Raw genomic sequence first — 12199 nt, 5'->3', positions numbered from 1 at the left:
ACAATTTTTCCCTTTCCGTGAAAAATTTTGCAACACTTATATAGAGACATTATTATCTTTAAGAAACGAAAAACAGTAATATGAAGATAGGCATTGTATGTTATCCAACTTTTGGGGGAAGTGGTGTAGTCGCAACCGAACTGGGTAAAGCATTAGCAAACAACGGACATCAGGTTCATTTTATCACCTATAGCCAACCTGCAAGACTAGATTTTTTCTCAGAGAACTTATTCTATCACGAAGTAGCAATCAACCAATATCCACTTTTTGATTTCCCTCCTTATGAAACAGCATTGGCCAGTAAACTGGTTGATGTGGTTCGTTTCGAAGGCTTGGATCTTTTACATGTGCATTATGCAATCCCTCATGCCTCCGTGGCTTTCCTAGCAAAACAGATTCTGGAAACCTATGGCATCAATATACCCGTAGTCACTACCCTCCACGGTACAGATATCACCTTGGTCGGTAAGGACAAGAGCTTTAGCCCAGTTGTTACCTTCTCCATCAATAAATCCGATGGCGTAACTACGGTATCTGAAAATTTAAGGGAACAAACCTTGGATTATTTCGATATCACAAATGACATCAAGGTCATTCCAAACTTTATCGATCTGCAAAGATTCCATAATAAGAACCACGAACATTTTAAAAAAGCAATTGCACCAAACCAGGAACGCATCATTGTCCATACTTCCAATTTCAGGAAAGTAAAACGCGTTGAAGATGTAGTACGTATATTCCATAAAGTAACCCAAAAGGTCCCTAGCAAACTTTTGATGGTAGGTGATGGCCCAGAACGTAGAAATGCCGAAGAATTAGCAAGGGAATTAGACATTACGGATTGCATCCGTTTTCTGGGCAAGCAAGACGCTATCGAAGAGATCCTTTCCATTGCCGACCTATTCTTGATGCCTTCAGGTTCAGAGAGCTTTGGTTTGGCAGCATTGGAAGCCATGGCCTGCAAGGTTCCAGTCGTTTCCTCCAATACAGGCGGATTACCGGAACTGAACAAAGAGGGTTTCAGTGGATTCCTGAGTGACGTCGGTGATATTGACGATATGGCTAAAAACTCCATCTATATCTTGGAAGACTGCCAACGTCTGAATGAATTTAAAGAGAATGCCCTACAGCGAGCAAAGGACTTTGAACTCAGCAAAATCGTCCCTATTTACGAAGAATTTTATTCACAGGTCATCGAAAAGGTAAAAAAAGGAAATAAATCTAATTAATCGCAAGCAAAAAGTCATATCTTTGGCTTTTGGAACTACTCCAAAAAGTCAAATATGAAATACAAACGCATCCTACTTAAACTTAGTGGCGAAGCTTTAATGGGCGAGCAAAGCTACGGTATCGACATTAATCGTGTTCAACAATACGCACAAGACATTCAGGAACTTCATAGCTTAGGCATGGAAATCGCCATCGTCATCGGTGGAGGAAACATCTATCGTGGCCTTAGCGCTGAAAAAGCTGGTATGGACCGTGTACAGGCAGATTACATGGGAATGTTAGCTACCGTGATCAATTCAATGGCATTACAAGATGCCCTTGAAAAAGAAGGCATGAAAACTCGTCTATTGACAGCGATCAAAATGGAACAGATCTGTGAACCATTTATCCGCAGACGTGCTGTACGTCACTTGGAAAAAGGTCGTATCGTTATCTTCGGTGCTGGTACGGGTAACCCATACTTCACTACCGATACCGCGGCATCTTTACGTGCTATTGAAATCAATGCTGACGCTGTACTTAAAGGTACTCGTGTGGACGGTATCTATACTGCAGACCCTGAGAAAGATCCTACGGCGAAGAAATTTGACCATATCTCCTTTACTGATGTCTACGAAAAAGGATTGAATGTAATGGATATGACGGCATTTACGCTTTGCCAAGAAAACAACCTACCTATTATCGTTTTCGACATGAACAAACCAGGCAACCTCATGAAACTTGCCAACGGTGAACATGTTGGAACTGTGGTTAGTTAATAATTAAAAGCAAATAATAATCAAGATATGAACGAATTAATTTCACTTCAACTGGACGACTGCAAAGATGGTATGACGAAAGCTGTAGCTCATACTGAATCTGAATTAACCAAGATTCGTGCAGGTAAAGCTAGTCCTGGTATGCTTGATGGAATTTATGTTGATTACTACGGCACGCCAACGCCTTTATCGCAAGTCAGCAACATAAACACACCAGATGCAAGAACCATCGTTGTACAACCATGGGAAAAAAACCTTCTTTCAACTATCGAGAAGGCTATCATGGATTCTAACATAGGTTTGAACCCACAAAATGACGGTTCAATCATCCGCCTAGCGGTTCCTCCCCTTACTGAAGAACGTCGTCGTGATTTAGTGAAAAAAGTTAAAGAAGAAACTGAAAAAGGTCGTGTTGCTATCCGTAACATCCGTAAGGATTCCAACGAGCAAATCAAGAAATTGAAAAACGACGGTGCTTCTGAAGATGAAATCAAGGTAGGTGAAGCTGAAGTACAAAAATTGACCGATACGTATATCGCAAAAGTTGACCAGTTAGCCGAATTGAAAGAAAAAGATATCATGACGATCTAAGTCGATCTTTTAAAAGAATATTCTATAAAGGATTCTTAAAATTAAGAATCCTTTTTTTATTAAAAATTTACCTATATTCAATTAATAAAAACATTCTGCATGACACAATCAAGAAGAAGTTTCCTAAAGCTTGCGAGCATGGGATTAGTTGGTGGTCTTGTTGCTCCTCATTTGATTTCTTGTGATAGCTTGAACAAAAAATCAGGCTCTCCACTTAAAAACATTGGTTTACAGTTATTCACTCTTCGCGAACTTCTCGCTCAAAACCCTCAAGAAGTTTTAAAATCGGTTGCTAAGGTCGGCTATACCCATGTCGAAACCTATGGCGCTGATCCGCACAATGGTGCATTCTGGGGAATTTCCGTCGATGAGCTCAAAAAGATCCTGAACGACAATAACCTAAAAACACACAGTGGACACTATGATCTAGGAAAATACCTAGATAAAGATAGTACAGACAAGGAAAACATCGAGAAATACATCGAAATTGCGCATAACCTTGGCCAGGAATATATCATTGCTCCTGTCCCGCCGATGCACAAATTGAATCAACTCAATCAATCTGACTATCAGTACATGGCCGAACAGCTGAACAAAGCCGGCGAAATGTCCAAAAAAGCAGGTATCAAAATGGGCTATCACAACCACTTCTGGGAATTTAAGGAATTCGGAAATGGAACAAACGGCCTAGATGTCCTATTGGCATTCACTGAGAAAGATCTCGTGGATTTTGAATTGGATATGTACTGGATCACCAAAGCTGGTGTTACACCACAGTCCTATTTCTCTAAACATCCAGGGCGTTTCCCATTATGGCATATCAAGGACATGGATAGAGCTTTCTCCACTCCTTTAGATATCAATAAAATTGATCCTAAGACCGGTAAAAGGGATAGCCTAGACCTGATGGAAACCATGAAAAGCATCAAGTATGCCGAAGTGGGTTCCGGTAGCATTGACTTTATTTCTATTTCACAGTTCGCCAGCGAAAGTGGATTGAAATATGCCTTCGTAGAACAGGATGAAATCTATTCACCTGATAAATACGCTAGCATCAAGAAGAGCTACGACTATGTTCAAAAGACATTCAAATAACAACAAAAGGGCGGAAATAAATTTCCGCCCTTTCTATTATCTTTCAAAAGAAGACTAAAATACCAAGCGTTCTACCTCTTCAGCATTTTCCTCTACTTTTTCTTTCAGTTCTTTCTTGAAATCCAAAATCCTAGCTCCTAATTGCTCATCACTGGTCGCCAAGATCTGAGCGGCAAGAATACCCGCGTTTTTCGCTGCATTTAAGGCCACTGTAGCCACCGGAATACCATTAGGCATCTGTAAGATAGAAAGCACGGAATCCCAGCCGTCAATCGAATTAGAAGACTTGACCGGAACACCGATCACTGGCAAATGCGTAATCGATGCAACCATGCCCGGTAAGTGCGCAGCACCACCTGCTCCAGCAATGATTACCTTCAATCCACGACCTGCCGCCTGCTCAGCAAAATCAAACATACGTTTTGGAGTACGGTGCGCCGAAACAATGCTCACCTCATACGATACCCCTAAATATTTTAAAACCTCAATGGCATCCTGCATCACTGGCAAGTCTGACTTGCTTCCCATGATTACAGCTACTTTTGCGTTTTCCATTATTATCTGAATAAAAAATTATGCAATTACTTTGATCAATTCCTGAACTTTTCTCGCATTTTCGATAGCGATTGCGCGATCTTGATTCACGATCGTCACATGCCCCATCTTGCGGAAAGGTTTTGTATATTTCTTACCGTACAAATGTACATATACCCCCTCAATGCCCAAAGCCTCCTCAATACCTTCATACCTTGCCAACCCTTCATAACCTGGCTCACCCAATAAATTGACCATAATGGCATTCGCTCTTGAAGCGGTATTGCCCAACGGCAGGTTAAAGATTGCCCTTAAATGTTGACCGAATTGCGAAGTATAGTTTCCTTCGATCGTTTGATGGCCTGAATTATGTGGTCGTGGGGCCAATTCATTGACCAAAATATCTCCATCAGCAGTCAGGAACATCTCCACTGCCAAAACGCCGACAATCTGAAGGTCATTCGCGATTTTCATCGCAATGCTTTCCGCTTTCATCTGTATATCAAAAGAATAGGTAGATGGAGAGATCAGGAATTCCACCAAGTTCACCTGAGGATTGAATTCCATTTCTACCATTGGGAAAGTCATCATTTCTCCCTTATCATTGCGGGCAACCATCACAGCGATTTCCTTTTCAAAAGGAACCAGCTCCTCTACTATACTCGGCGCATCAAAAGCCGTCTCAAAATCAGCCTGCGAATTAATCTTCTTTACACCTTTGCCATCATAACCGTCTTTACGCAACTTCTGGATATAAGGTAAAGTAATCTGGCAGTTTGCCAAACCTTCTTTATTGGATATAAATTGAAATGCCGAAGTCGGGATATCATTTTGCTTAAAGAACTGCTTCTGCAGACCTTTATCCTGGATCAACCTAATTACCCTGGATTGAGGATATACCAAAACACCCTCTTCTTCCAATGCTTCAAGGGCATCTACATTCACCTTCTCAATTTCAATCGTTACCATATCCAAATCCTTACCGAAATTATAAACGGTATCAAAATCGGCTAGCGAACCTACCTCAAATTGATTGCACAATTTCTTGCAAGGAGCATTTGGATCAGGATCCAATACATGAACGTTTACATTAAAGTTTATTGCTTCTTGGATAAGCATACGACCTAATTGGCCACCGCCTAAAATTCCTAGGCGCAAATCACCATAAAAATCTTTTGCCATAAATTATTCTATTGCTCTACTTCTACTGGGAAAATATCCCCTTTCAGCAAAGACTGTTGTTCTATTTTTTTCTGTAATTCTAAAAATGCACCGATCAGTGCTTCAGGTCTGGGAGGACAACCTTGCACATAGACATCCACAGGTATGATTTTATCAACCCCTTTGACCACATGGTAACCATGCTGCCAATACGGTCCGCCACAATTGGAACAGGAACCCATGGATATGACATATTTCGGGTCAGGCATCTGCTCATAGAGTTTCTTGATCCGGTCTGCCATCTTGAATGTCACCGTGCCGGCAATGATCATGACATCAGATTGCCTAGGCGAAGGCCTTGGGAATACCCCTAACCTATCCAGATCATAAGTCGCCGCCATCGCGCCCATCATCTCTATGGCACAGCAAGCAATACCAAAACTAATAGGCCACATCGAGGATAACCTAGCCCAATTTAAGAGGTCATCCATCTTAGCGATGATTACCCCATTATTTTGTTGCAATTGTTGGTCTAAACTCATGATTCTGAACTTGGTTTCTTAAACTTAGGCTTGAATCCCATTTTTACCGGTGAAGCAGCTTTCTCTGCCAAGACTTCTTCTATCTCCTGTTCTTTGTAATCCTTCACAACATATTGTTGTGCATTCAATTGTTCATACGCAGAAGCCGGAATCCCCACCGCAACGGTCGGTTTCACATGCCTAGGCTTGATCCAACTGATATCCCCACTTTTCCATACGTAAAGCAATCCTACGATCAGAACAGCAAGGAATATCGCCATTTCAATCAAGGTAAACCAACCCCATCGAGGATCAATGGCATTGAGTTCTGCATTCCCGAATACCGTTGCCCATGGAAAAATAAAGATCAGTTCCACGTCAAACAACAGGAATACCAAGGCAATTACATAAAATCGCGGATTAAACTGTACCCAAGAAGTTCCCGTGGTCTCCTCACCACATTCATAGGTACTTAATTTAATAGGATTAGGATTTTTCGGCGACAAGATTCGAGCTAGGAACATGGTGGCACAAACCAATACGATACCAATGATAGCCATTAAAAGTATCTTACCATATTCCGATATCTGCCCGGGGTCGTCCATGTTACAAAATTAACAATTAATTCAATGCGATTTATAGGATTTTAGCTTTCTTGGCCAATCAATGTACACGAATTTACAAAATGGCCCTCCATTTTTCAAAATATCGATCCTTTTTCCGGAGAAATGGTCGGACTATAGCAATCAATTTACGTTTGGGGGTATTGGTTATGTCTTGTGGTTTGAACCAGGATGGATTGGATGAGAGGATGGACCAAGATCTGGTTTTGAACCAGGATTTAAAAGATTCGAGGATAGACCATGATTATGATCAAATGTTGCTGGAATTTCCCCGATACTGTAGGGGCATATCGAATACGCACGCCCCATACAAACATGGATTTATATCATTTTCTGATTAAAGAAATACGTCGATTTTCAAATTTTCATGCGTACAATTTCTATAACCCACCCCAGCAGGACTGGCATATTTGTAGAATTTGAAGGTTAGAAAGGGCCAACCCACAGCGTGGGTGAAATGTTTTTCTATACCCTTTCTGTGTCACCCTGAGGGCACGCCCGAAGGGTCTCGGAACCATCCATACTTCATTTGAAATGATTTCCTCATCTTAGGATTTCGGAGTAACCCCAAATTCAAAAAAAATAAAAAAATAGATTCTTCGTTTCACTCTGAACCCCTCTCTAGCGCATTTTTATTCTGAACGATCAGTGAGGAATCTGTACGGGTCTCCAATCTACGACCCTGTCATTCTTTACCGAAGGTAAGGGACCTGTACGCCAATGCAACCCGTGGAGCAATACTTTTTCTGCTTTCCGAGATCCTTCCTGCGTACCAGTGCCAAGTTTAATAGAAATGCATTTCTAACCATTCAGGCCCATTTTTATTTATCTGAAGAATATTTTTTATCCGCCATACATCCCCTGCGGGGATGAATTATTTTAGCATGGATGGTAAACAATATAGGGTTAATGCTAAAACGATGTTCGATTAATCGAACATCGTTTTTGCGCGATTTCCAGGCTAAGCTGACATGCCAGCTAAAATAATGGAACCCCAAAGGGGGTTCTATAATTATAAATAAAAGAGCTAATTTATTTTCATTGCCAACATGCTGTCATCACATTCCAATAAATTTATCCCAATTTTTTACCTCTCAGGACGACAAAATGGGGATGACCTCAGGTGCAGGAACTGTTCCCACCCTCACCCTACCTCATCAAAAAAAAGAGGTTGCGAAAAATTTCGCAACCTCTTTCTATATCTTTTATAGAGCCTAGAAAGGTTTTCCAGGCATCTTAGGCATATTACGCATCATCTTGGCAGCCATACCTGGGTTAGACATTTGCTTCATGACTTTACGCATATCCGAGAACTGCTTCATCAGTTTGTTCACTTCATCAAGGCTAGTTCCAGAACCTTTTGCAATCCTGTTCCTTCTTTTAGGATCGATTGCATCTGGATTTTCACGCTCAAACGGAGTCATGGAATCAATAATGGCTTCAATCGGTTTGAATGCATCATCGTCGATCTCAACATCCTTAATTGCTTTTCCAACACCTGGAATCATGCCCATCAAATCCTTCATGTTACCCATTTTCTTGATCTGTTGGATCTGCGATTTAAAGTCGTTGAAATCAAATTTATTCTTACGGATTTTCTTCTGAAGTTCCGCTGCTTGTTTCTCGTCAAATTGTTGTTGAGCACGCTCTACCAAGGAAACCACGTCACCCATACCTAAGATACGGGAAGCCATACGATCAGGGTGGAAAACATCCAATGCTTCCATTTTCTCGCCGGTACCGATAAACTTGATCGGTTTGTTTACCACAGATTTAATGGAAAGAGCAGCACCACCACGGGTATCACCATCTAATTTGGTCAATACCACACCGGTGAAGTCTAAACGGTCGTTGAAAGCTTTCGCAGTGTTCACCGCATCTTGACCCGTCATGGAATCCACAACGAACAAGATCTCATGTGGTTGAGTAGCATCTTTCACCGCGGTAATCTCTTTCATCAAAGCTTCGTCAATCGCCAAACGACCAGCGGTATCGATGATAACCACGTTTTGACCATTGCGCTTCGCTTCTTCAACACCGGCAACAGCGATTCCGATTGGATCTGTTGATTCACGATCAACATAAACCGGAACTCCAACTTGTTGTCCCAACACCTCCAATTGATCGATCGCCGCAGGACGATAAACGTCACCCGCTACCAATAAAGGTTTTTTGCCTTTAGATGCTTTCAGGAAGTTGGCCAACTTACCAGAGAAGGTCGTCTTACCAGCACCGTTCAAACCAGCAATCAAGATAATAGTCGGGTTCTTCGTAATTTCAAGCTCGGTTACCGTACCACCCATCAACTCCGTAAGCTCATCGTTCATGATCTTGGTCAACAACTGACCTGGAGAGATACTGGTCAATACATTCTCACCTAAAGCTTTTTGCTTTACATCATCGGTAAACGTTTTGGCAGTCTTGTAATTCACATCGGCATCCAATAATGCCTTGCGAATTTCTTTCATGGTTTCCGCAACGTTGATCTCTGTAATATTACCCTGCCCCTTTAATACCTTAAAGGCCCTGTCTAATTTATCCTGTAGATTTGAAAACATCTTTTAACTTTCTAAAAATCAATACTTTGTTCCGTTAACAGTATTAAACTGAAAACTTTAGGCATAAACCTGATTTGACTTAATCCTACAAATATAGCTTTTTGCTTTTTTAATTTAAGATTTTGCCTTCAATATCCCTTATTTTTCAAGGAAAAAGAGAATAAAAATGCCTAAGCACAGAATCCCTGAGCCAATATCATTAAGTTAGGTTTTTTTATGCTGAAGTTACAATCTTGTTGGGGTACACTCAACAAACTTCAATCCTTCCAGAGGAAGTTCTTTAGCCCCTGGCTCATTTCCAGTGGCGGAAAAATGGAAAGAATGCCGATGCCTGTGCGATGGGATTGGCCTTGGAATGCTTTCAATAGATCATCCCATTAAAAGGGATGATCTATTGAAAGATATTCCCGACAACAAGGCATTCTTTTCATGCGCGTTGGAATGTGCGAAAAGCCACCTTAAATGAGCCGAAGGTTTTTGGTTACTTTTGGGCTCCAAAAGTAACAAAGAATTTAAATTTTGTTTTTTTCTAAACTCAATGACATTGCCCTAAGCCTTAACCTGTGGAGTTGAAGGGACCCTGGCTCTAAATTCCCTATTCTATTGTCTTATTGTCTTTTGTTTAATGTCTAATCTCTACTTCCCCCTACTCCACAATTGCCCTTGCGTCCTTCAATTGAGTGGAGATATCACGGAACAATTGATCAAAGGTATCATCGATAATCACACCATAAGACTTCAAAAACATAGGACCTATCTTTCCTCTATGATAAGCTAATCCTTCAATGGGGGATAGCTCTCCTTTGGGATAGAAATCTGCCTGATGGAGCTTAGTGGCTACTCGCTCGAGAATCATATTGGAAATGGTTACAACATACTTACCATCTTTCACTTCTAAAAGAAAACCGGCATTAATCACCGCCCATTCTAATTTTGGAGTCCTAGTGCTCACATATTTTTTTGCATTCTCGTGATTCGGAGTCACATTCACCAGTCGACCTGAGAATTGATTCCCATTTCGGAAATGGTCCATTAAAAAACCTTTGGCATTAATACGCATAAAAACTTCTTCTGGACTTAGGCCGGTCTCATATACCTTTTGCCAAACTAATTTACCGCTGGTATTCAACTTTAAAGTAGGAATCTCAAAAATTTCGGCTTCCTTTTTCCAGACCGTATTTCCAGCGGAATCCACTTGAATGGTCAGAACATCATTCTGGGCATAGCCAGCAAACATAAAACACATGCTCAGCATGGTAAACAGCAACTTTTTCATATGATTAGCAATTAATTAGTCTCTGTGTAAATCTTCTTGGAAGTTTTACTATAGCTTTTGACTGAAATATATGAAAAAAGTTTAACTGTCAGGAATTATTTTATTGTCAATTTTTTCTCAGCAATTCCGTTCAAAAAAGACATAAAACTAAGAAAGCCCTGATTGAAAAATCAGGGCCTTATTTGTATAGGTTTTATAAGCCTTAGTCTCTTCTACCGAACAAGATAGATGCGTAGTACAGTAAAGTAACCAATGCTGAAAGTGCAGCAACCACATAAGTCATGGCAGCCCATTTCAAAGCATCTTTAGCACCATCATGTTCTTCAGTGCTATGGGTAATATTGGAAGCATCCAACCAAGCCAAAGCACGTTTTGAAGCATCAAATTCTACAGGTAAAGTGATAAAGCTGAACAAAGTCGTCAATGCAAGCGCAGCAACTCCGATAGCCAACACATACACATTACCGGAGAATGCCATCATGATTACCCCGATCATCAACACCCATGTGGTCAATTTTGAGGCAACACTTACGATTGGCACCATAGCAGAACGGAATTGCAACCAAGAATAGGCTGTTGCATGTTGAACTGCGTGGCCACATTCGTGAGCAGCTACGGCAGCAGCAGCAACCGAACGTCCATGATAAACATCAGGACTTAAGTTAACCGTTCTGTGTGCAGGGTTGTAGTGGTCTGTCAATTGTCCTTCCACAGAAATAACCTGTACATCACTGATTCCATTCTCATTTAGCATCTTCTGTGCTATCTCCGCTCCAGAAAGCCCTGAAGACAGTGGCATCTCCGAGTATTTCTTGAACTTATTTCTGAAAGTAAACTGAACTATCCAGCTCACTACCATGATTCCGATAAAAATTATCCAGTACATATCTTAATATCTTATTTTTCTTTTTTCCATTATCCTATCAAATCTAATTCCAATAGATCTTTTACCACAAAGAAAGAAAAAATTACCGCGAAAACAAGTCGAAATGTACACAAAGAGGACAAAGTGACAGAAAACTTACCCAAGAGTTAAATAAAAACCTACTTCCGACCTTTAAAAATCTGAAGGATTTCTCTAAACCTTATTCGAGTCTTATTCGAGACACATTGCTGAAATTCGGAATGTGTCTCGAATAAAACCTAGACAAAACCCAGAAGGCGATGACAAAAAATAGGCCTGCAATTTTTGCAGGCCTATTTGAAATTTATCTTGATCCTATTTATATTATCCTAATTGAAACATCATATTGTTTTCCTCGATCATCTTTCTCAAGTTGCTCAATGCATAACGCATTCTCCCCAAGGCCGTATTGATACTTACCTCAGTAATGTCCGCGATATCTTTAAAACTCATATCACAGAAAAGACGCATGATCAGCACTTCTTTTTGATCGTCAGGAAGCAATTGGATGATTTTCTTAAGATCCACATCACGTTGATCTTTTACCATTTTCATTTCCACACTATCGTCCGAGAACTGCAAGATTTCAAAGATATCGAAACCATCGTTATTGACTACGTTAGGTGCTCTTTTTTCTTTTCTGAAATGATCGATAACCATGTTATGGGCAATACGCATGACCCAAGGCAAGAACTTACCTTCATCATTGTAACGACCAGCTTTTAGGGTATTGATAACTTTGATAAAAGTCTCTTGGAAAATATCTTCAGCTAAGTATTGATCTTTAACCTGATGGTAGATCGATGTATAGATTTTCGTTTTATAACGTTCTAACAGTACTTGCAAGGCTCTTTCTTCGCCTTTAACATACGCTTGTACCAGTTCCTGGTCACTTTTCTTATTCAATAGTTTCATAATTATGCCTCCACAAATGATGTAAGAGTTTTC

Annotated in this window: 12 protein-coding genes; 4 read left to right on the top strand and 8 right to left on the bottom strand. The window is 40.5% G+C overall.

From position 1 onward, the window contains the following. Positions 1-80: 80 nt before the first annotated feature. The 4 genes from bshA to NMK93_RS02740 all read left to right on the top strand — a co-directional run bounded on the left by bshA (position 81) and on the right by NMK93_RS02740 (position 3674). Positions 81-1229, top strand: coding sequence for an N-acetyl-alpha-D-glucosaminyl L-malate synthase BshA (gene bshA, locus NMK93_RS02755; protein ID WP_185211122.1), 1149 nt, complete (start codon positions 81-83; stop codon positions 1227-1229). Between the two features lie 54 nt (positions 1230-1283). Beyond that, positions 1284-1988 carry a UMP kinase gene (gene pyrH / locus NMK93_RS02750; RefSeq protein WP_185211124.1) on the top strand — a complete coding sequence of 235 codons (705 nt, stop codon included), beginning with the start codon at positions 1284-1286 and terminating at the stop codon, positions 1986-1988. Positions 1989-2015: 27 nt separating this feature from the next. Next, positions 2016-2579, top strand: coding sequence for a ribosome recycling factor (frr, locus tag NMK93_RS02745; protein WP_093100755.1), 564 nt, complete (start codon positions 2016-2018; stop codon positions 2577-2579). 99 nt (positions 2580-2678) lie between these two features. Then, positions 2679-3674: a sugar phosphate isomerase/epimerase gene (locus NMK93_RS02740; protein WP_185215974.1), complete on the top strand. Its 996-nt coding sequence runs from the start codon at positions 2679-2681 to the stop codon at positions 3672-3674. A gap of 54 nt (positions 3675-3728) precedes the next feature. Here the strand turns inward: NMK93_RS02740 and purE are convergent, their stop codons facing one another. From purE to NMK93_RS02700, 8 genes are all read right to left on the bottom strand, one after another. Beyond that, positions 3729-4229 carry a 5-(carboxyamino)imidazole ribonucleotide mutase gene (gene purE, locus NMK93_RS02735; protein WP_254526444.1) on the bottom strand — a complete coding sequence of 167 codons (501 nt, stop codon included), beginning with the start codon at positions 4227-4229 and terminating at the stop codon, positions 3729-3731. 18 nt (positions 4230-4247) lie between these two features. Further along, positions 4248-5390, bottom strand: a complete 1143-nt coding sequence (locus tag NMK93_RS02730; protein WP_185211129.1) for a 5-(carboxyamino)imidazole ribonucleotide synthase — start codon at positions 5388-5390, stop codon at positions 4248-4250. An 8-nt stretch (positions 5391-5398) separates the two neighbouring features. After that, a complete protein-coding gene (locus NMK93_RS02725; protein ID WP_093100762.1) occupies positions 5399-5911 on the bottom strand; it encodes an NADH-quinone oxidoreductase subunit B in 513 nt (170 codons plus the stop codon). Continuing rightward, positions 5908-6495 (bottom strand): NADH-quinone oxidoreductase subunit A, encoded by a 588-nt coding sequence (locus tag NMK93_RS02720; RefSeq protein ID WP_185211131.1) that lies wholly within the window; start codon positions 6493-6495, stop codon positions 5908-5910. The genes NMK93_RS02725 and NMK93_RS02720 overlap by 4 nt, the downstream gene beginning before the upstream one ends. A 1232-nt stretch (positions 6496-7727) precedes the next feature. After that, a complete protein-coding gene (gene ffh / locus NMK93_RS02715) occupies positions 7728-9071 on the bottom strand; it encodes a signal recognition particle protein (protein ID WP_093100765.1) in 1344 nt (447 codons plus the stop codon). A gap of 646 nt (positions 9072-9717) precedes the next feature. After that, positions 9718-10347, bottom strand: a complete 630-nt coding sequence (locus NMK93_RS02710; protein WP_254526446.1) for a hypothetical protein — start codon at positions 10345-10347, stop codon at positions 9718-9720. A gap of 202 nt (positions 10348-10549) precedes the next feature. After that, on the bottom strand, positions 10550-11233 hold the full coding sequence (locus tag NMK93_RS02705) for a zinc metallopeptidase (protein WP_185211135.1): 684 nt from the start codon (positions 11231-11233) through the stop codon (positions 10550-10552). Positions 11234-11575: 342 nt separating this feature from the next. Then, the gene (locus NMK93_RS02700; RefSeq protein WP_093100770.1) at positions 11576-12166 is read right to left on the bottom strand and encodes an RNA polymerase sigma factor; all 591 of its coding nucleotides are present in this window, start codon (positions 12164-12166) and stop codon (positions 11576-11578) included. Positions 12167-12199 lie beyond the last annotated feature (33 nt).

Source organism: Sphingobacterium sp. LZ7M1 (genome assembly GCF_024296865.1).
Taxonomy (GTDB): Bacteria; Bacteroidota; Bacteroidia; order Sphingobacteriales; family Sphingobacteriaceae; genus Sphingobacterium.
Note: the sequence above shows the minus strand (reverse complement) of the source record. Positions and strands in the feature narration are given on the sequence as shown.

What these genes read in the sequence shown, in the direction of transcription:
- pyrH (WP_185211124.1), top strand. Translation starts at nt 1,284, where the DNA reads ATGAAATACAAACGCATCCTACTTAAACTTAGTGGCGAAGCTTTAATG.
- NMK93_RS02720 (WP_185211131.1), bottom strand. Translation starts at nt 6,495, where the DNA reads ATGGACGACCCCGGGCAGATATCGGAATATGGTAAGATACTTTTAATG.
- NMK93_RS02700 (WP_093100770.1), bottom strand. Translation starts at nt 12,166, where the DNA reads ATGAAACTATTGAATAAGAAAAGTGACCAGGAACTGGTACAAGCGTAT.
- NMK93_RS02705 (WP_185211135.1), bottom strand. Translation starts at nt 11,233, where the DNA reads ATGTACTGGATAATTTTTATCGGAATCATGGTAGTGAGCTGGATAGTT.
- frr (WP_093100755.1), top strand. Translation starts at nt 2,016, where the DNA reads ATGAACGAATTAATTTCACTTCAACTGGACGACTGCAAAGATGGTATG.
- NMK93_RS02730 (WP_185211129.1), bottom strand. Translation starts at nt 5,390, where the DNA reads ATGGCAAAAGATTTTTATGGTGATTTGCGCCTAGGAATTTTAGGCGGT.
- ffh (WP_093100765.1), bottom strand. Translation starts at nt 9,071, where the DNA reads ATGTTTTCAAATCTACAGGATAAATTAGACAGGGCCTTTAAGGTATTA.
- bshA (WP_185211122.1), top strand. Translation starts at nt 81, where the DNA reads ATGAAGATAGGCATTGTATGTTATCCAACTTTTGGGGGAAGTGGTGTA.
- NMK93_RS02725 (WP_093100762.1), bottom strand. Translation starts at nt 5,911, where the DNA reads ATGAGTTTAGACCAACAATTGCAACAAAATAATGGGGTAATCATCGCT.
- NMK93_RS02740 (WP_185215974.1), top strand. Translation starts at nt 2,679, where the DNA reads ATGACACAATCAAGAAGAAGTTTCCTAAAGCTTGCGAGCATGGGATTA.
- purE (WP_254526444.1), bottom strand. Translation starts at nt 4,229, where the DNA reads ATGGAAAACGCAAAAGTAGCTGTAATCATGGGAAGCAAGTCAGACTTG.
- NMK93_RS02710 (WP_254526446.1), bottom strand. Translation starts at nt 10,347, where the DNA reads ATGAAAAAGTTGCTGTTTACCATGCTGAGCATGTGTTTTATGTTTGCT.